Source organism: Cellulomonas oligotrophica (assembly GCF_013409875.1).
Taxonomy (GTDB): domain Bacteria; phylum Actinomycetota; class Actinomycetes; order Actinomycetales; family Cellulomonadaceae; genus Cellulomonas; species Cellulomonas oligotrophica.
Genome location: NZ_JACCBK010000001.1, coordinates 2,757,461 through 2,775,969, shown reverse-complemented (window position 1 = coordinate 2,775,969; position 18,509 = coordinate 2,757,461). Strand labels below are relative to the sequence as shown.

At 74.1% G+C, this 18,509-nt stretch carries 17 protein-coding genes and 1 riboswitch; of the genes, 3 read left to right on the top strand and 14 right to left on the bottom strand.

Features of this window, described 5'->3' with window-relative positions; translation table 11 throughout:
* The first annotated feature begins 70 nt into the window (after positions 1 to 70).
* Positions 71 to 670 carry a bacterial proteasome activator family protein gene (locus BKA21_RS12585; protein ID WP_140459438.1) on the top strand — a complete coding sequence of 200 codons (600 nt, stop codon included), beginning with the start codon at positions 71 to 73 and terminating at the stop codon, positions 668 to 670.
* A gap of 32 nt (positions 671 to 702) precedes the next feature.
* Here BKA21_RS12585 and BKA21_RS12580 read toward each other — a convergent pair whose 3' ends face one another.
* The 6 genes from BKA21_RS12580 to serS form a co-directional block, all read right to left on the bottom strand.
* A complete protein-coding gene (locus BKA21_RS12580; RefSeq protein ID WP_140459437.1) occupies positions 703 to 1,608 on the bottom strand; it encodes an EamA family transporter in 906 nt (301 codons plus the stop codon).
* A gap of 142 nt (positions 1,609 to 1,750) precedes the next feature.
* Positions 1,751 to 2,671 (bottom strand): carbohydrate ABC transporter permease, encoded by a 921-nt coding sequence (locus BKA21_RS12575; RefSeq protein ID WP_140459436.1) that lies wholly within the window; start codon positions 2,669 to 2,671, stop codon positions 1,751 to 1,753.
* On the bottom strand, positions 2,668 to 3,627 hold the full coding sequence (locus tag BKA21_RS12570; RefSeq protein WP_140459685.1) for a carbohydrate ABC transporter permease: 960 nt from the start codon (positions 3,625 to 3,627) through the stop codon (positions 2,668 to 2,670). The genes BKA21_RS12575 and BKA21_RS12570 overlap by 4 nt, the downstream gene beginning before the upstream one ends.
* Positions 3,628 to 3,871: 244 nt before the next feature.
* Positions 3,872 to 5,254, bottom strand: a complete 1,383-nt coding sequence (locus BKA21_RS12565; RefSeq protein WP_140459435.1) for an ABC transporter substrate-binding protein — start codon at positions 5,252 to 5,254, stop codon at positions 3,872 to 3,874.
* Positions 5,255 to 5,577: 323 nt separating this feature from the next.
* Positions 5,578 to 6,375 (bottom strand): HAD family hydrolase, encoded by a 798-nt coding sequence (locus tag BKA21_RS12560; protein ID WP_140459434.1) that lies wholly within the window; start codon positions 6,373 to 6,375, stop codon positions 5,578 to 5,580.
* Positions 6,372 to 7,658 (bottom strand): serine--tRNA ligase, encoded by a 1,287-nt coding sequence (gene serS, locus BKA21_RS12555; protein ID WP_140459433.1) that lies wholly within the window; start codon positions 7,656 to 7,658, stop codon positions 6,372 to 6,374. The genes BKA21_RS12560 and serS overlap by 4 nt, the downstream gene beginning before the upstream one ends.
* A gap of 120 nt (positions 7,659 to 7,778) precedes the next feature.
* On the opposite strand from serS, the gene BKA21_RS12550 reads away from it, so the two are divergent.
* Positions 7,779 to 8,930: a diacylglycerol/lipid kinase family protein gene (locus BKA21_RS12550; RefSeq protein WP_140459432.1), complete on the top strand. Its 1,152-nt coding sequence runs from the start codon at positions 7,779 to 7,781 to the stop codon at positions 8,928 to 8,930.
* Between the two features lie 147 nt (positions 8,931 to 9,077).
* Here BKA21_RS12550 and BKA21_RS12545 read toward each other — a convergent pair whose 3' ends face one another.
* From BKA21_RS12545 to pheA, 6 genes are all read right to left on the bottom strand, one after another.
* On the bottom strand, positions 9,078 to 9,365 hold the full coding sequence (locus BKA21_RS12545; protein WP_140459431.1) for a hypothetical protein: 288 nt from the start codon (positions 9,363 to 9,365) through the stop codon (positions 9,078 to 9,080).
* Positions 9,350 to 10,006, bottom strand: coding sequence for a nucleotidyltransferase domain-containing protein (locus BKA21_RS12540; RefSeq protein ID WP_170209033.1), 657 nt, complete (start codon positions 10,004 to 10,006; stop codon positions 9,350 to 9,352). The genes BKA21_RS12545 and BKA21_RS12540 overlap by 16 nt, the downstream gene beginning before the upstream one ends.
* A 106-nt stretch (positions 10,007 to 10,112) precedes the next feature.
* Positions 10,113 to 11,432, bottom strand: a complete 1,320-nt coding sequence (locus BKA21_RS12535; protein ID WP_140459429.1) for an MFS transporter — start codon at positions 11,430 to 11,432, stop codon at positions 10,113 to 10,115.
* Positions 11,421 to 11,529: riboswitch (TPP riboswitch) on the bottom strand. It overlaps the preceding gene by 12 nt.
* 214 nt (positions 11,530 to 11,743) lie before the next feature.
* Positions 11,744 to 12,178, bottom strand: coding sequence for a hypothetical protein (locus tag BKA21_RS12530; RefSeq protein ID WP_140459428.1), 435 nt, complete (start codon positions 12,176 to 12,178; stop codon positions 11,744 to 11,746).
* A 304-nt stretch (positions 12,179 to 12,482) separates the two neighbouring features.
* Positions 12,483 to 13,082: a restriction endonuclease subunit S gene (locus BKA21_RS12525; RefSeq protein WP_140459427.1), complete on the bottom strand. Its 600-nt coding sequence runs from the start codon at positions 13,080 to 13,082 to the stop codon at positions 12,483 to 12,485.
* Positions 13,083 to 13,149: 67 nt separating this feature from the next.
* Positions 13,150 to 14,106: a prephenate dehydratase gene (gene pheA, locus BKA21_RS12520; protein WP_140459684.1), complete on the bottom strand. Its 957-nt coding sequence runs from the start codon at positions 14,104 to 14,106 to the stop codon at positions 13,150 to 13,152.
* A gap of 150 nt (positions 14,107 to 14,256) precedes the next feature.
* On the opposite strand from pheA, the gene BKA21_RS12515 reads away from it, so the two are divergent.
* A complete protein-coding gene (locus BKA21_RS12515; protein ID WP_140459426.1) occupies positions 14,257 to 16,620 on the top strand; it encodes a hypothetical protein in 2,364 nt (787 codons plus the stop codon).
* On the opposite strand, the gene BKA21_RS12510 is transcribed toward BKA21_RS12515, so the two are convergent.
* The gene (locus BKA21_RS12510) at positions 16,541 to 17,371 is read right to left on the bottom strand and encodes a glycosyltransferase family 2 protein (RefSeq protein WP_370510970.1); all 831 of its coding nucleotides are present in this window, start codon (positions 17,369 to 17,371) and stop codon (positions 16,541 to 16,543) included. The genes BKA21_RS12515 and BKA21_RS12510 overlap by 80 nt on opposite strands.
* 89 nt (positions 17,372 to 17,460) lie before the next feature.
* A complete protein-coding gene (locus BKA21_RS12505) occupies positions 17,461 to 18,282 on the bottom strand; it encodes a DUF5926 family protein (protein WP_140459425.1) in 822 nt (273 codons plus the stop codon).
* Positions 18,283 to 18,509 lie beyond the last annotated feature (227 nt).

Below are 18,509 nucleotides of genomic sequence, written 5' to 3'. Positions count from 1 at the left end.
GCGGGCGCCGCGGCCGGTCGTGCACCCGTGCGGCCCTGCGGCGGCGCGGCGCCCGGGGCACAATGCCCGCGTGGACGAGACCGCTCAGCCGGATGACCGGCACCCCGGCACGACGCACGACCCCGGGCCCGGCGCCCACGAGCCCGGCGTGGTGGTGGTCCCCGCCCCGGACGCCGCGACGCAGGAGCCCGCCGCGCGGGACGAGGACGTCGCCTCGATGGTCGAGCAGCCCGCCAAGGTGATGCGGATCGGCACGATGATCAAGCAGCTGCTGGAGGAGGTGCGCAGCGCACCGCTGGACGACGCCGCGCGCGTGCGGCTGGCGGAGATCCACGCTCGGTCGCTGCACGAGCTGGAGGACGGCCTGTCCCCCGAGCTCGTCGCCGAGCTGCACCGCATCGCGCTGCCGTTCTCCCAGGACGCGAGTCCGTCGGACGCGGAGCTGCGGGTCGCGCAGGCGCAGCTCGTGGGCTGGCTCGAGGGGCTGTTCCACGGGATCCAGACGGCGCTGGTGGCGCAGCAGATGGCCGCGCAGGCGCAGCTGACGCAGATGCGGCGCGCGCTGCCGCCCGGCCACCTGCCCGACGGGCACGGCGTGCCGGGCATGCCGGGGCGGCACCAGGGCGAGGCCCCGGACGACCTGCGGCCGTCGACCGGCCAGTACCTGTAGCCGCCCCGCTCCGACGCCCGCCTCGGCGGCGGTCAGGGCGTACCGGGCGGGGGGAGCACGTCGGGCGCACCGTCGGGCCCGTCGTCCGTCCCCGCGGCCGCGCCCGCCGAGGTGCCCGCGGCCAGGGCGATCGCGCCCGAGACGAGCACCAGGCCGACGACCTCGATCCCGTGCGGCCACTGCTGCAGCGTGAGCGCGCCGACCACCGCGGCGGTGGCGGGCAGCAGCGCGAGCAGCACCGCGAAGGTGGCCGCGCTGACCCGGCGCAGCACCACCTGCTCCAGCGCGTACGGCACGACGGACGAGCACACGGCGATCGCGACGACGAGCAGCGCGAGCCGGGCGTCCTGCAGGACCGGTGCGGCGGTGCCGGCGAGGAACGGCGCGAACACGAGCGCGCCCACGGTCATCGCGACCGCCAGCCCGCTGGCGCCGGGGGCGCCGGACCGCGCGACCCGGCGGCCCAGCAGGATGTACCCGGCCCAGCACAGCGCCGAGACGCCGATCGCGACCAGCCCGGTCACGGCGCCGGGGCCCGTGTCGAGGCTGACGCCGGCGAGCAGCACCACGCCGACGGCCGCGACGGCGATGGCGACGCGGTCGCGCCAGCCCCGGCCGGTCACGGCGGCGACGGCCACGGGCCCGGCGAACTCCAGCGCGACGGCGGTGCCGAGGGGCAGGTGCTCGATCGCGACGTAGAACGCCACGTTCATGGTCGCGAGCACGACGCCGAACCCGGCGGTGACGGCGAGGTGGCGGCGGTCGCGCAGCGCGGGCACCCGCCAGGGGCGCAGCCACGCGACGAGGACGAGCGCGGACACCGCGATCCGCAGCCACGCGACGGTGGCGGCGGGCAGGACCGCGAACAGGCCGACCGCCAGGGCGGCACCCACGTACTGCGTCAGCCCGGACAGGACGAACAGCAGGGGGGCGGGCACCGGCCCAGGCTAGGGGCTGCCCCGCCCGGGCCGCGCACCGCCGGCACGGGCCCGGACGCACCGCCGGGGGTGGGGCCCCCTCGACCCCACCCCCGGCGGTGCGCCGCCCGCCCGGGGCTCCGAGCCGGGCGGGCGCATGGGCTCAGCCCTTGACGGACCCCGCGAGCAGCCCGCGCACGAAGTAGCGCTGGAGGGCGAGGAACACGACGAGCGGCACGACGAGGGCGATGAACGCGCCGGAGCTGAGCAGGTGCCACTCCGTGCCGCGGGTGCCGGCGAGCTCGGCGACGCGGACCGTCAGCGGCGCCACGTTCTGGCTGTTGCCGAAGGTCAGGCCGACGAGCAGGTCGTTCCACACCCACAGGAACTGGAAGATCCCGAACGACGCGATCGCCGGCACCAGGAGCGGGAACATCACGGAGAAGAAGATCCGGACGTGCCCGGCGCCGTCCACCCGTGCGGCCTCCACGAGCGAGGCCGGGATGTCCTTCATGAAGTTGTGCAGCAGGAAGATCGCCAGCGGCAGCGCGAAGATCGAGTGCGAGAGCCACACGGTCCAGAACGTGCCGTCGATGCCGAGGCTGACGTAGGTGCGCAGCAGCGGGATGAGCGTGACCTGGATCGGCACGATCTGCAGCGTGAACACGGCGATGAACAGCAGGCCCCGGCCCCGGAACGGGATCCACGCGAAGGCGTAGGCCGCGAGCAGGGCGATCGAGATCGGGATGACCACGGCGGGCAGCGTGATGACGATGCTGTTGACGAAGTACGTCGAGAACGCCGTCGACGAGCCGTTGAGCACGGTGTCGTAGTTGTCGAGCGTGACGTTCGGGTCGGCGAACCACGTCCACCACCCGGACCCGACGATGTCGGCCTCGGGGCGGAACGAGGTGATGAGCAGCCCGAAGGTCGGGATCGTCCACAGGACGGCGATGACGATGGCGGCGAAGGACGCCCAGGGCGAGCTGATCTTGCCCTGGGCGGCGATCGCGCGGCGCTCGAGGCGGCTGATCCGGCGCTTCCCACCCGTCTCGACGGTCGGCTCGGTGCTGACGGCGCTCATCGGATCTCCTCCGCCCGGCGCAGCTGGCGCACGTTGTACGCGACGATCGGGATGACGAGCACGAAGAGGATGACCGCCAGCGCGGCCCCCATGCCCGTGTTCCGCTGCACGAAGCTCTGCCGGTAGAACTCGTTGGCGACCACGGACGTCTCGAAGTTGCCGCCGGTCATGGTGCGGACGATGTCGAAGACCTTGAGCGTGCCCATCGCGATGGTCGTGACGACCACCACGAGCGCGGGCCGGATGCTCGGCACGGTGATGAACCGGAACATCCGCAGGCCGCCGAGCCCGTCGAGCCGGGCGGCCTCGACGATGTCGTCGGGGATCGCCTTGATGGCGGCCGACAGCACGGTCATCGCGAACCCGGCCTGGATCCAGATCATGACGACGATGAGGAAGAACGAGTTCAGCGGCGGGCTGAGCAGGAACTGCTGCGGCTCGAGGCCCAGCCACACGAGCAGCTGGTTCATCAGGCCGATCTGCGCGGGCTGGAACTCCGCGGGGACGTTCTCCAGCACCGGCCGGTACTCGTACACGAACCGCCAGATGATCGACGCGCCCACCATGGAGATGGCCATCGGCAGGAAGACGAGCGTCTTGGCGAACTTCTCGAACCGGGTGCGGTCGACGAGCACGGCGTACACGAGCCCGATGAACGTGGCCACGATCGGCACGACCACGACCCACACGGCCGTGTTGCGCAGCACGATCTGGAACTCGTTCTGGGTGAACGCCTGGACGTAGTTGTCGGCGCCGACGAAGTTCTGCCCGTTGCGGTCGTAGAACGAGGCGCGGATCGTGTCGATCGCGGGCCACACGAGTCCGAACAGGATCATCGCGACGGTCGGCAGCAGGAACGCCGCGGCCACCGCCCAGGACGGCAGACGCTTGGCGCGCTCGACGAGGAGCAGGACCAGGCCCATGACGACCACGAACAGCGCGATCGCCACGAGCATGAGGAAGAACTTCTCGCCCGGCGTCCGGGCGGTGAGCAGGAAGTCGGGCAGGATGGCGAGCCGTTCCACGGCACCCTCCGGTGGTGGTGCGCCGGCGACGGTGCCGGCGAGGGGCTGACAGTGCGGGTCCGAACGTGCAGGTCACCTCGGTCGCGACGTGCTCCGAGAGTACGCGCGGGGGCCCGCCCGGCAACCGGACGGGCCCCCTGCGTCGTGGCGGCGGGTCAGGCCGTCACGGGCGCGCTCACGGCCACGCGGCCTCGATGGAGTCGAGGACGGCGTCGTCGGACTTGTCGTTCGCGATCCAGGCCGTCATCTCCGTCCAGAACGCACCGGCGCCGACGGCGGCGGGCATGAGGTCGGAGGCGTCGAACCGGAACTCCTGCTCGGTGTCGGCCAGCAGCTCGGCGGAGAGCTGGTCGATCTCGGACGTGAGGTTGGCCGGGTCGAGGCCGCTGTTGGCGGACACCCAGCCGCCGCTCGGGGTGGCGATCGCCTTGGCGTTGCTCCACTCCGGGCTGGTCAGGTACGCCTGGAACGCGGCGACCTCGGGACGGTCGTCGAACGCCGCGACGAACTCGCCGCCGCCGAGCAGCGGGCGCGTCTCGGCGTCCGGGCCGGGCAGGTAGAAGGCGAAGACGTCACCGTCGGACGAGACGTCCGTGCCCTCGGGCCAGTTGGCCGCGTAGAACGAGGCCTGACGGTGCATGAAGCACAGCCCGTTGGTGAGGATGGGCAGGCCGCCGTCCTGGAACGTGGTCGACGCGATGGAGGACACGTCGCCGAGCCCGCCGTTCACGTACTCGTCGTTCTTGAGGATCGAGCCGACCTCACCGAGCGCCTCGGCGATCTGCGGGTCGTTGAACGGGATCTCGTGGTTGACCCACTGGTCGTAGACGTCGCCGCCGGCGGTGCGCAGGACCAGGTCCTCCAGCCAGTCGGTGGCGGGCCAGCCGGTCGCGTCGCCGGAGCCGATGCCCGCGCACCAGGGCTTCTTGCCCTCGGCGGCGTGGTCGGCCACGATCTGGTCGGACAGCTCGATGAGCTCGTCCCAGGTGGTCGGCACCTCGTAGCCGTTCTCCTCGAACACCGCCGGGGAGTACCAGACGAACGACTTCACGTTCGCGCCCAGCGGGGCCGCGTAGAACGTGCCGTCGACCGTGCCGTAGCCCTTCCAGGACTCGGCGTAGTACTCGTCGACGTTGGCGACGGTGCCCTCCGAGGCGGGCGCGACCGCGTCGGGGAAGTCCCCGACGATGGTCTGCAGCAGGCCGGGCTGCGGGATGTACGCGATGTCCGGGGGGTTGCCGGCCTCGAGGCGCACCAGCAGCTGCGCCTCGAACTCCTTCGACCCCTCGTAGGCGACGGTCGCCCCGGTGCACTCCTCGAACGGGACGTAGGAGTCGATGTGGGGCTGGTCCTCGGGCGCGACGATCGAGGTGTAGACCGAGACCGTGGTGCCGGACAGGTCGCCGTACTGCTCGAAGGCGGCGCAGTCGGTGTCTCCCCCGGCCGCCGTGTCGTCGTCGCCGGGCGTGTCGCCACCCGAGCATGCGGTGATCAGCAGGCCCAGGCCGGCGACGGATGCCACCAGGGCCGTCCCGCGCCTGCGGGTGATGCGGTTCATGTGTCCTCCACGTCGTCGTGGTGCCATGTGGTGGTGCCGTGCGAGCGCTGCCACCGGCGGCGCCACGGTCGATGCAACTGTCTTTCCGCAACGCCTGCAAGGCCAGACAGGCGTTCTGCGGTCACGAACTGGTCACATCTGGACGTCCGGGCGCAGAAGGCGCTTTCCGTGCGCGGTCACAGCGGCCGAGATGACGTCAGGTCAGGTCAGAGGGTGAAAACCGGTCCGGAATCACGGCGCGCGCGATCGCCCGCAGCAGCGACGGTGGGACGCGCGCCGCGGGACGGGGCGGCGTCGGCGCGCGTCGGTGCGGCGCCGGGCCGTCAGCGCAGGACGCGGTGCAGGATCTCGAGCGCGCCGTCGTCGTCGATGGTGCCGGTGACCTCGTCGGCCGCGGCGCGCACCTTCTCGCTCGCGTGCCCCATCGCCACCCCGCACGCCGCCCAGCGCAGCATCTCCAGGTCGTTGTCGCCGTCGCCGACCGCGAGGGTCTCGAACGGCTCGACACCCAGCTCGCGCCGGACCTCCTCCAGCGCGGACGCCTTGGACACCCCGCCCGGGGTCAGGTCCAGCCACGCGCTCCAGCCGACGGCGTAGGAGACCTCGTGCAGGCCGACGCGCTCGACGAGGGCGTGGAACTCCTCGGGCGTGCTGCCCGGCGCCCGGATGACCACGCGCGTGGCCGGGGCGGCCGTAAGCTGCTCGAACGGCACGAGGGTGTGCTCGCCGCTGATCTCCCCCTCGGGGAACGGCGCCGAGATGAGGAACCCCCGGCCGACGTCCTCGACGGCGAACAGCGCGTCGGGCAGCTCCAGCGCGATGGTCCGCAGCGCCGGGCCCGGGTCGAACGTCACCGCCCGCTCGACGACGTAGCCGTCGGGGTGCTCGACGTCGAGGCGGGCGACGACCGCGCCGTTCGAGCACACCACGGGCCCGCTGGTCAGGCCCAGGTCCCGCGCGACCTCGGTGGCCGAGTGCGCCGAGCGGCCCGTCGCGAGCACCACGTGCACGCCCGCCTCGACGAGCGCGGTGACGGCGGCACGGACCTGCGGCGAGATGACGCCCGCGTGGCTCATGAGCGTGCCGTCGACGTCGAGCGCGACGAGGCGGGTGCGGCTCATCGTCCGACCACCGGCTCGAGCACCTCGAGGCCGCCGAGGTACGGGCGCAGCCCCTCGGGCACCCGCACCGACCCGTCGGCCTGCTGGTGGTTCTCGAGGATCGCGACGATCCAGCGCGTCGTGGCGAGCGTGCCGTTGAGCGTGGCGACCGTGCGGGTGCCGTCCTCGGTGCGCTCGCGCACGCCCAGCCGGCGGGCCTGGAAGGTCGTGCAGTTGGAGGTCGACGTGACCTCCATCCAGCGCTGCTGGCTGGGCAGCCACGCCTCGCAGTCGAACTTGCGGGACGCGCTCGAGCCCAGGTCGCCCGCCGCCACGTCGATCACGCGGTACGGCAGGTCGACGAGCGCGAGCATCTCCTTCTCGAAGTCGAGGATGCGCCGGTGCTCGGCCGCCGCGTCCTCGGGGCGCGTCCACACGAACGCCTCGACCTTGTGGAACTGGTGCACCCGGATGATCCCGCGGGTGTCCTTGCCGTACGAGCCGGCCTCGCGCCGGTAGCACGCGCTCCAGCCCGCGTACCGCAGCGGTCCGTCGGCCAGGTCGAGGATCTCCCCGCCGTGGAACCCGGCCAGCGCGACCTCGCTCGTGCCGACGAGGTACAGGTCGTCGGCCTCCAGGCGGTACACCTCGTCGGCGTGCGCGCCGAGGAACCCGGTGCCGGCCATGACCTCGGGCTTGACCAGCGTCGGGGTGATGGTCGGCGAGAACCCGTGCCGCATCGCCAGGTCCATCGCGGCGTTGAGCAGCGCGAGCTCGAGGCGCGCGCCGACGCCGGTGAGGAAGTAGAAGCGGGCGCCGGAGACCTTCGCGCCCCGCTCGGTGTCGATCGCGCGCAGCCCCTCGCCGAGGTCGAGGTGGTCCTTGACGACGAAGTCGGGGCCGTACTCGGCGGCCAGGTCGCGCGGGGTGCCGACGTGCTCCAGCACCACGTAGTCGTCCTCGCCGCCGGCCGGCACGCCGTCCTCGACGACGTTGCCGATGCGGCGCGCCAGCTCGGTGGCGCGCTCCTCGGCGGCGGCCGCGTCGGCCTGGAGGGCCTTGACGCGCTCGGCCAGCGCCTTGGTGTGCGCGAGCAGCGCCTGCTTCTCCTCGCCCTGCGCGCGGGCGACGAGCTTGCCGTGGGACTTCTGCTCGGCCCGCAGCGACTCGAACTCCGTCAGCGCGGAGCGCCGGCGCGCGTCGGCGTCGAGCACCTCGTCGACGAGGTGCGGGGACTCGCCGCGGGCCACCTGGCTGGCGCGCACGACGTCGGGGTCCTCCCGCAGGAGCCGCAGATCGATCACCCCCCGACCCTACCGACCTCCGCCGGGGCGCACCGCCCGCGCACGCCGTGCCGCGGCGTGGCGCGCCGCCGCGTCCCGCGCCGACCTGCGGCGACGGTGCCCCAGGGGTACGTTCACGCCATGTCATGGGTCGAATGGGTCGCTGTCCTCGCCGGCGTCCTGGCGCTCGCCGCGCTCGGCCTGGGGCTGTGGGTGTACCGCCAGCAGCTGTCGCTGCTCGCGCGCCTGCACCCGGGCCACGCGCGCACCGAGGACGCCGAGGCGCCCGCGGAGCGGGAGGGCGAACGGCGCCTCGTCGCGTTCGTGGCGAACCCGTCGAAGCCCGACGTGGCCGCGCTGCGCTCCGCCGTCTACAAGGCCGCGTCGGAGCGGTACCTGCCCGAGCCGATGTGGCTCGAGACGACCGTCGAGGACCCTGGCGTCGGGCAGGCGCGGCAGGCCGTCGAGGCCGGCGCGGACATCGTCGTGGCGGTCGGCGGCGACGGCACGGTCCGCGCGGTCGCCGAGGCCCTGGCCGGCACGGGCGTGCCGATGGGCCTCATGCCGCTCGGCACGGGCAACCTGCTCGCCCGCAACCTCGACATCCCCCTGAACGACCCCATCGCCGCGATGCACCTCGCCATCGACGGGGTCGACAAGCCCATCGACGTCGGCTGGCTGCGCGTGCTGCGGTGGGAGTCGCAGATGGACGACGACGTCGCCGAGGCCGCGGACGACCTGCCCGCCGACACCGACGCGCCGCGCGACCACATCTTCCTCGTCATCGCCGGGCTCGGCTTCGACGCCGCGATGGTCGCGGACGCCGACGAGCAGCTCAAGGCCAAGGTCGGCTGGATCGCGTACTTCGTCGCCGGCGTGCGGCACCTGCACGGGCGACGCCTCAAGGTGCGCCTGCGCCTGGACGACCAGCCCACCCAGACCGTGCGCGTGCGGTCGCTGCTCGTGGGCAACTGCGGGCGCCTGCCGGGCGGCATCACCCTGCTGCCCGACGCGGTGCTCGACGACGGCGTCCTCGACATCGCGGCCATCGACACCCGCGGCGGGATCGCCGGCTGGGCGCAGCTCTTCGGCGAGGTCGTGCTCCAGGGCGTCGGCGTGCGCAACGAGCTGCCGAACAAGATCGGCCGCATCGACCACGCCCGCGCGCGGAACGTGCGGATCGCCGTGCCGGGCGGCGAGCACGTGCAGGTCGACGGCGACATCGTGGGCCGCGCCACCGCGATCAGCGCCCGCGTCGACCCCGGCGCCCTCATCATGCGCGTCGCGGGCTGACCTCCAGCACGGTCGACGGCCCGCCCCGGAGTGACCGTCACAACCCTCGCTGGTCCAGGGCGTCCACAAGGAGTCGGGCGTCATGGGTCGCTCTCTCCGCCGTCGCCCGCGTGCAGTACGTCCCGTACTGCAGCACGGACTTGTCGCTCAGGAGCCGCCGCAGCCGGGCCGCGAGCCGCGATCCGTCAGGCTGGACCCTGCTGAGCATGGCTGACGCCGTCTGATGGTCCTGGTCGGCCCGCGCTCACGCAGCGCATGTCCGCAGAGAGCGTCCGCCGCCGCGATCGCTGCCGAGACGGCTACCTGGGCCTCGGAGGAACGATCAGGGTTCGCCACGCACATCTCCAGACGCTCGAGCGCGACCTGCAGGTGCTCGCGCGCGGTGCCCGCCCGCTCACGCACGTCGGTGACGGTCATCTTCACGACGCGGGCCACGACCCTCCCCTCAGACGACGCAGGACGTCGGGTCCGAACAGCGGGCGAGCATCTGCCACCCAAGACTCCACCATCGGGTCACGTTCCTCGATGAGGCGGTCGATCCGACCTCGCGAGGCCGCATAGACGTTGGTCTCGTTGCCGGTCGCCGCTTGCGCTTCCTCAATGAGAGAGGAGACGAGACGGTCAGCCTGCTCCGTCGCCCCGACAGCATCGCTGTGCACGAGGAGAAGATCGATGTCCGACCCTGGACGGTTGTCACCGCGCGCCGTCGACCCGAAGAGAGCCAGGGTGGTGGCGGAGGCCTCTGGCTCGCCGAGCACGTCTCGAACGACGGCAGCCAATCTCGCCGCCAAGGCGCCGACCGCGCCGTCGGTGGCCCGGACAAGGCGCTCGACGGCATCCCACAGCAGGTGCCGTCGGTTGGCGACGTAGAGAACGGCAGGCGGTGCGGCTTCCGTCATCACGATGCCGCCGTCGACCAGACGTCCTAGCGCGACTCGGACCCCGGCGTTGGAAGCGGACGGTATGAGTGACGCCACCCGAGACCCGCTCAACGGAAGGTCGGTCCTGGCCAGCACCTGGAGCACTCGCCCTTCGAGCGTCGGTACGACCGTCGTGATCGGGTCGTTCAGATCCATCCGCCCCCCTCTCATCTGCCAGAAAGTGAGCAGATCTGCCAATAAATTGGCAGACGAGTCGGCGACGGGTGGGCGACAGCCGCCACCCCGCACCGGCTCGGCGAGGTCAGGCCCGCTCGACCACGGGCGGGGCGAGCGCGGCGCCGACCAGCACGAGGACGCCCGCGAGCGCGAGGAGCGCCGCCACGGGGACCACAGGGCCGGCCGCGTCCTGCAGGGGCGGCAGGTAGAACGGGTAGAGCGACGGCAGCACGATCGACAGGCTGTACGCCGTGCCGTACCCGCTGGAGCGCACGCCGGGCGGGAACTGCTCGACCAGCCAGGCGCCGACCGGCCCGTACACGGACACGGTGACGACCTGCAGCGCGACGACCGCGAGCACGAGCCCGGCCCCCGTCGCCGGGCCGAGGGCGGCGAGGTACGCGGCGGGAGCGAGCACCGCGGACGCGGCCCCGAACCCGAGGAAGAACCGGCGCCGCCCGACGCGCGTGGACAGGTGCCCGCAGGCGAGCATCGTGACGGCGGACGCGGCGGTGCCGGCGAGCATCACGGCGGTCACGTGCACGGGGGCGAGCTCGCGGACGACGCCGAGCTGGGCGGTGAGCACCGCGACGGCCATGGCGGTGAACAGCCACAGGCCGGTCATCATGACGAACAGGCGGCGCAGCCGGTGCCGCTGGGCGCCGACGAGCACCTCCGCGAGCGGCCCCCGGGCGACGGTCCCGGGCGCCTCGTCGGCATCGGCCCGCGCGGGCCCGGCGGCGGGTGCGTCCCGCACGTGCCGGGAGTAGTGGGCGAGCGCGACGAGGGCCAGCCCCGCGCCGACGACGAACGGCACCCGCCACCCCCAGGCGGCGTACCCGTCCTCGCCGAGCACCGTGAGCAGCCCGAGCACGAGCACGGCGATGGTCGCGTTGGCGGCGGGCGACATCGCCATGATCGCGCCGCTGACCAGGCCCCGCCGCGGCGGCGCGGTCCACTCGATCGCCAGCGGGACCCCCGCGGTGTACCCGCCGCCGACGAAGAACCCGCAGACGACGCGCAGCGCGACGATCACCGCGAGCGTGGCCGTCGGACCCAGCAGCGCCGCGGGCACGAGCGCCACCAGCAGCGTCGCGACCGCGAGCCCGGCCAGGCTGGTGCGCGCGACCACGGTCCGCCCCGCCCGGTCGGCCCACGACCCGAGCACCGCCGCACCCACCGGTCGGGCCAGCAGCGTGGCCACCAGCACGAGGCCCGCGTGCGCGACCGCATCGCCCGGGCCGTAGAGCGTCGCGGTCACCGGCGCCAGCGCGATCACCGGCAGGAAGATGTCGAACTGGTCGACGTAGTTGCCGAGGACCCCGCCCCGCACGGCGGCGCGCGCCGGATCGGGTACGGCGACCGCCTCGGCGGGTGCGGACACGGCAGGACGTGGCTGAGGCATGGTGCTCCCTACGCCGGCATGACCCGGACAGGTTCGACGGTCGACGGCCCCGAGCCGTCCTCTCAGCCCGCTGGTGCGGGCTCCCGTGCAACGAAGACCCGTGGACGCTAGCGCATGACGGCGGCCGGATGCCCGACCGGGGTCGGGGTGCCCCTCCGCAGGTGGGCCCGCCGAACAGGGCGAGCGCCGCCGCCCCTCCGGGCGCGTCATCCCCGCGCTCGCCGGTGACGTGGCCCTCGGCATCGGCCCGAGGCGGGTGCCGCGGCGGTGAGGGCGCAGCTCGGCGGGGTGATCGTCGACGAGACGTCGGTTCAACCGCGAAGGACGATCGCGCAGAGCGCGATGACGATCGAGCCGATGACGAGACCGAGCGAGTTCCGCCTCCACGCGGCCGAGTCCCTGATCTGGATGCGCACAGCAGATCGCAGTCTCGCCATCCACACCGGAGTCCAGAACCGATCCGCCTGAGACGGTCGCCAACGCCAGCACAGCGCTGCCTCGGCGACCGCAGCCGCCGCAAGCGTGATCGCGACCACGGGGCGCCCGAGAGAGGCGGAGGCAGCGCACGCGCCCGCAGCACTCAGGAACAGCGGGGCGAGCCACCACGCACCGCGCGACAGCCGTCGAAACGACTCGTCGCTGGGGATGTTCGTCACCCCTCGGACAGCGCCGCTCACGATGAACTCGAATGCCCAGGCAGACAGCACGAGCGACAGCACGAGCGTGAACCAGTCAGCGTCGTTCACGGGGACCCGGAGCACAGCGATGCGGCGCCATCGCACGCCACACCCGACCCGGGCCGCCATGCGCGATCCCGGCCAGACGTGTGCGGATGCGGACGCGTCTCGATCAGATTCTCCTTCCGGACCAGGAGCAGCGCCCGGCCCCAGGTCGACGGGTGCACATCTCCCAGGATGCCCTCCGCACCGCCGCCGTCGGCCGTGCGACGGACCGTATGTCTCCCCCGAGGACCCGATGTCGATGCCGCGCTGCCCGTCCCGGTGTGGAGGGCTCCGCAGCTGCTCGTGCGGGAGCTGACGACGTCAGGTGCTACAGACCCGTCCTGCGGCGGATGTCGTCGCTCAGGACATGGTCGTAGCGGCGACGACCGTCGATCTCCGTCATCCGGTAGTCGAACCAGGGGATGGTGCCGTTCTCGGATGGGGTGTAGTACCCGAGGTCCAGACGGGTGACCCAGGCCATCAGGAGCTCTGGGAGGGTGACCGGGTCGCCGTGCGGCGTGGGCTCGAGCGCCGCCAGCTCGTTCTGCGCGGCGAGCGCGGGGTCGCCGCTGCACTCACGCGCCCACATCACCGTCAGCGAGCTCTGCTCCCTCCCGAGGGGGAACCAGTCCACCGTCTGCGCGTGCGCGACGACATCTCGGTCGTGATCCTCGACGATCTCGCACAGACAGGCGTACTCCTCGATCTCGGCACGAAGGTCCTCGACGAACACCCCCGGCACCAGGGGTCCGTGGACCGTGGGCCCGTAGCGGGCGTACCAGGCGACGAGATGCGCGTGAGGGTGGACGCCCGCGCTTGAGAGCAGGTCGACGACCTGCTTCTCAGGGAGCCCCGGGGGCGCGGGCACAAGGCGGTGCCGTGCACGCGCCTCGTCGAGTCGCGCGAACGCACCGATCAGATCGCCCACGGTCCGTCCTTCCGTCGTCGAGCGGGCCGTGCCGCCGCGTCCGGCCTGGAGCCGACGGCGTGGACTCTCAGGTCGCCTCGCCCGTGCGGACGCGGCGGAGCCAGTCGCGGGCGGCGACGAAGTCCTCGTCGGCGGTGCCCAGGTGCACGGTCGGGGCGACGGCGTCGGCGCGGGGGTAGGAGCCGAGGAACCGGACGTAGGGGCAGCGGCGGCGCAGGCCCATGATCGCCTCGCCCATGCGCTCGTCGGTGATGTGACCCTCGGCGTCGATGGAGAACGAGTACCGGCCGAGGGCGTCGCCGATGGGACGGGATTCGATGCGAGAGAGGTTCACGCCGCGCGCGGCGAACTGCTCGAGCATGGCCAGCAGGGCACCGGCCTCGTTGTCGGGCAGGTGCACGACGAGCGTCGTCTTGTCGGTGCCCGTGGGGGGCGGGACCTCGCCGGGGTGGCCGACGACGACGAAGCGGGTCTGCGCGGAGGGGTTGTCCGCGACGTGCTCGGCAAGGGGCGCCAGGCCGTACGTGCGCACGGCCGCGGGCGGCACCAGGGCGGCGTCGAAAGCAAGCGACGCGGCGGCGTCCGGACCGCCGGCGGTGAGGGTGTCGGCGAGCATCGCGGCCGGGGCGGTGTTGCTCGTGGCGGGCACGTGCACCGCGCCGGGCAGGGTCGCGGCGAGCCAGCGGCGGCACTGCACCCAGGCGTGCGGGTGGGCGCTGACGCGGCGGACGTCCGCGAGCGCCGTGCCGGGGGCTGCGACGAGCGTGAACTGCACCGGCACGAGCATCTCGCGCAGCAGCACCAAGGGGGTGCCGGTCGCGAGGGCGTCCAGGGTGGCGGTGACGCCGCCCTCGGCGGTCGACTCGATCGCGACGACGGCACGGTCGGCGTCCCCGGAGCGCACCGCGGCGAGCGCCGAGCCCACGTCGGTCTGCGGCAGGTAGTGCGCGTCCTCGGGCCCCGCGACCTGCCGGAGGGCCTCCTCGGTGAAGGTGCCCGCGGGCCCCAGGTACGCGTAGCGCAGCACCGGCACGGCGCTCTCCCTCCGTCGTCGCACCCGCGGGGCGGGGTGTCGCGGCCGACGGCCGGAGGTGCTGTGCAGAGCCCGTGAGGGCTCCGGGGCACCGGCCCGCGCGGCCCCGACGAGCCTAGTGCCCGCACGTAGGCTGGGCCGGTGCCCCGATCCCTGCGCGCGCTGAGCGCTGCCCTGCTCGCCGCGTCGGCCGCGCTGACCGCGACGCTCGGGCTCGTCACCGCCCCCGCCGCGTCCGCCGCGCCGCGCGACGAGGCGGCCGGCGCGCCGGGGCCGGTCGTGCTGGTCGGCGTCGCAGGGCTGCGGTGGGACGACGTCGGCTCGCTGACGACGCCCGCGCTGTGGGAGCTCGCGCACGACGGCGCGGTGGGTGCGGTCGCGGCCCGGTCCGTGACGACGCGCTCGTGCCCCGCAGACGGCTGGCTCGCCGTCTCGGCGGGCAACCGGTCGTCCGACATGCCCGCCGACGACGGCACGTGCCGGGCGCTGCGCGAGCCGGGCGAGTCCGGCCAGGTGCCCGGGTGGGACGACTACCTCACGTCCGCCGCCGGGCAGTCCTACGGTGCGGAGCCGGGGCTGCTGGGCGACGTGCTGGCCGAGTCGGGTACCGCGGCGCTGGGGATCGGCCCCGGTGCGGCGCTCGCGCTCGCGGGGTCCGACGGTGTTCCGGTCGGGGACCACCTGCGCTCCCCCTCGACGCCGACGCAGCTGCGGGAGGCCGTGCGCGACGCGGAGGCCGACCTGGTCGTCGTCGACGCCGGGCAGATCCGCGACCCCGGGCACGCGACCGCGCCGCGCGCGTCGGCACCCGAGCCCGACCCGTCCGACGACGGCGACGGCGCGACCGGCGGGGACCTGCTGGGCGGCGACCTCACCGACGGTGAGTCGCTGCCCGGGTCGGAGTCCATCGTCGAGCCCACGCGGGCGCAGCAGGCGGTGACGATCGACCAGGACGTCGACGCGGTGCTGTCCGCCCTGCGCGGCGAGAACGCGACGGTCCTGCTGGTCTCGCTCGCCGACTCGGGCCGCGTCGCGCTCCAGCTCGCGGCGTTCACCGGGCCCCGCGCGGACGGCGACCCGTACGCGGCTGCCCTCCTGACGTCGGGGTCGACCCGCCAGGCCGGCGTCGTGCAGACCGTCGACGTGACGCCCACCCTGCTGGCGCTCCTCGGCGTCGACGCCCCCGCGCTGCCGGGTGCCGAGATCCGCCCGACCGCCGGCCCCGCGACGGGGGGCGCGCGCATGGCCGAGCTCGTCGACATCCAGGAGCAGGCGTCCGCGATCACCCGCGTCTCCGGCGGCTTCTCCGCCCAGCTCGTGCTCGCACAGGCCGCGCTGTTCGTGGCGGCGGCGATCGCGCTGACCCGCCGGGGCCGCGGCGACCGCCGCCCCCTGAGCTCGGTGCTGCGCGTGCTGAAGGTCGCGGCGCTCGCGCTGGGCAGCGCCCCGGTCGCCTCGTTCCTCGCCGGCCTCGTGCCCTGGTGGCGGGCAGACCGTCCCGCTGCGGCGTTCTGGGCCACGGTGCTGGCCTTCACGGCCGCCGTGACCGTGCTCGCGCTGGCCGGCCCGTGGCGGCGGCACGTGCTCGGGCCGGCGGGCGTGGTCGCCGGGGTCACCGTCGTGGTCCTCGTGCTGGACGCGTTCACCGGCTCGCACCTGGTGGTCGACTCGCCCATGGGTGCGCACCGCATCATGGCGGCCCGGTTCTACGGCATGAGCAACCAGGCGTTCGCGCTGATCACCGCCGCGGGCGTGCTGTTCGCGGTGGTCGTCGCGGACATGCTGCTGCGGGCCGGGCGCCGGCGGGCCGCGCTGGCGTCGGTCGTGGCGATCGGCGTCGTGCTCGTCGTCGCGGACGGGGCGCCGCAGTTCGGCGCGGACTTCGGCGGGCCGCCCGCGATCCTCGTGGCGTTCGCCATGCTCGCGATCGCCGTCAGCGGGCGGCGCGTCTCGTGGCGGGTCGTGCTCGCCGTCGCCGCGATCAGCGTGGCCGTGGTGCTCGGGTTCGCGGTGCTCGACTGGCTGCGCCCGCCCGCGGACCGCACGCACCTGGGCCGGTTCTTCGCGACCGTGCTCGACGGCGGCCTCTGGGACGTGGTGTGGCGCAAGATCTCCGCCAACCTGCGGATCCTCACGTCGTGGCGGTACCTGCTGCTCGTCGTCACGGGCGTCGCGCTGACCTGGCTGGTGCTGGCCGGTCCGCGGGCGCGCGGCGGGCGGCTGCTCGGCGACGGCTCGCCGCTGGCCGGCCTCCAGCGCGCCTACCCGCTGCTGCGGGCGGCCGTCGCGGCGACGGGCGTCGCGCTCACGGTGGGGTTCCTCATCAACGACTCCGGGATCGTCGTTCCGGCGACGGGCATCGCCGTCGCCGTGCCGTGCCTGGTCGCCGCCGCGGCGCAGTGGCGGCGCGACGACCCGGACGGGCTCAACGACCCGGGCGACGCTCCCCCGGTGCCAGGCTCTGCCGCACAGCCCCCGCCGCAGCCCGTGCCCGACGCGCGTTGACCGCGATCTGCACGTCGCGGTACTGCGCGGCACGGTGCAGCTGGCCCTTGAGGTCGCTGCCGGACGGCCGGTGCTTCAGCTCGCACGGCACCTCCAGCACGCGGAAGCCCTGACGCAGCAGGTCGATCGTCATGCCGACCTCGACGCCCCAGCCGTGCGCGAGCGGCGTGGCGGCCTCGAACGCCTCCCGCGTCAGGCAGCGCATGCCCGACAGCGGCTGCACGGGCGTCCAGCCGGTCATCGAGACGATGGCCCGCCGGGCCGCGCCCACGACGAGCCCGCGGCCGCCGGCACCGGGCTGCGGCGGGAGGGTCGCGATCGTGATGTCCGCGAGGCCCTCGAGCACGGGCGGCACCAGCGGCGCCGTGTTCACGGCCGTCTCGGCGAGGTCGCCGTCGATGAACAGCAGCGTGCGCGGCGGGCGCTCGGGCGCGTCCCGCATCGCCACGACGGCGGCGCCCGTCTCCATCGCCGCGGCCTTGCCCCGGTTGTGCGAGTGCCGCACCACCACGGCGCCGGCCTCGCGGGCGACGTGCTGCGTGTTGTCCTCGGACCCGTCGTCGACGACGAGCACGAGGTCGACCGAGGGGATGGCCCGCGCCGAGCGGACCGTCGCCGCGATCCGACGGGACTCGTCCTTGGCGGGGATGATCACCGCGACCCTGCGTCGCTGACGCCCGCGTGCGGCGGTCCGCGCAGGCTCGACCGTCCCGGCGGCCTCGTCGGCCGTGCTGCTGCCCTGGCGCGTCACGGCTCCACCCTAACGATGCTGCAGGCCCGGACGCGCGTCGGCCCGCCCCGGTGCGCCGGTGGGCGCCCCGGGGCGGGCCGACGACGGGATCAGCGCAGCGTGACCTGGCGGGCGACGAGGCCCGCGCGGGCGCGGCGGGCGTTCGCGTCGAGCGGCGCGGTGTCCGCCATGGCAGCCGCGAGCGCGGGCGCGAACTGCGCGAGGGGGCCCTCGACGTCCTCGGCCTCGGAGCCGCGCGCCAGCTCCCACACCGGCACGACGATGCCGGCGGCGCGGAAGTACCCGATGAACTTGGCGCCGTCGAAGCCGGACTCGCGGCGGCCGTGCAGGCGGGCGAGACCGTCGAGCACGACCTGCTCGTCCTCGCCCTGCGCCCAGCGCACGTACTCGCGCGCGCCCATGCGGCACCAGTAGGCCGAGCCCACGGCGGCGAGGCGGCGCGTGTCGATGATGCCGGCGTCGGCCTCCTCGATCGCCGCGCGCAGCTCCGGCGTCACCTCGGTGGACGGGTCGAGCCAGTACGAGAAGGACTCCTGGACGGTGACCTCGAACGGCACGTCGAGGTCGAGGACGTCCTGCAGGCGGGGCCCGGGGGTCGGCAGACCGGTGTGCTCGATCGCGGTGCCCGGCTCGGCGTCGAGCGCGAGCAGCAGCGCGGTCGCGACGTCGCGGCTCGCGTCGCCCGAGCTCGTGCCGGTCTGCAGCGCGACCAGCACGGTGCCGTCGGCGCGGTGCAGGGCCGGCCAGCCGTTGGGCAGGACGGTCGTCACGACGACGTCGCGGGAGCCGTGCTCGGCGGTCGTGCGGGCGGTCGCCGTCGCAGCCGGGACGAGCTCGCGCAGCGCGACCCAGTCGGGCTCACCGGGCAGGCCCTCGAACGGACGGAGGACGAAGAGGTCGTGAGCAGCCACGCCCCCAGGCTACCGACCCGATCCCCACCCACGTCTCCCCCACGACCACCCACTTGTCCCCCACCGGGGCATCGAGTGGGCAGCGGGTGGGCACACAGGTCGGGCAGCGGGTGGGTACAGGTGGGGGCGGGAGGATCGGGGCGCCGCCGGACGGGGGTAGGCACCCGGCGCCGGGTGGCCCATCATGTGCACGCGACAGCCGACCCTGGCCCCGTCGGCCGACACCC

Coding starts and splice junctions, on each gene's coding strand:
- BKA21_RS12570 (WP_140459685.1), bottom strand. CDS start 3,627: ATGCTCGTGGCGATCGCGCTGTTCGTGGTCGTCATGGGCCTGGTCCTG.
- BKA21_RS12540 (WP_170209033.1), bottom strand. CDS start 10,006: ATGGATCTGAACGACCCGATCACGACGGTCGTACCGACGCTCGAAGGG.
- BKA21_RS12550 (WP_140459432.1), top strand. CDS start 7,779: ATGTCATGGGTCGAATGGGTCGCTGTCCTCGCCGGCGTCCTGGCGCTC.
- BKA21_RS12560 (WP_140459434.1), bottom strand. CDS start 6,375: ATGAGCCGCACCCGCCTCGTCGCGCTCGACGTCGACGGCACGCTCATG.
- BKA21_RS12565 (WP_140459435.1), bottom strand. CDS start 5,254: ATGAACCGCATCACCCGCAGGCGCGGGACGGCCCTGGTGGCATCCGTC.
- BKA21_RS12575 (WP_140459436.1), bottom strand. CDS start 2,671: ATGAGCGCCGTCAGCACCGAGCCGACCGTCGAGACGGGTGGGAAGCGC.
- BKA21_RS12535 (WP_140459429.1), bottom strand. CDS start 11,432: ATGCCTCAGCCACGTCCTGCCGTGTCCGCACCCGCCGAGGCGGTCGCC.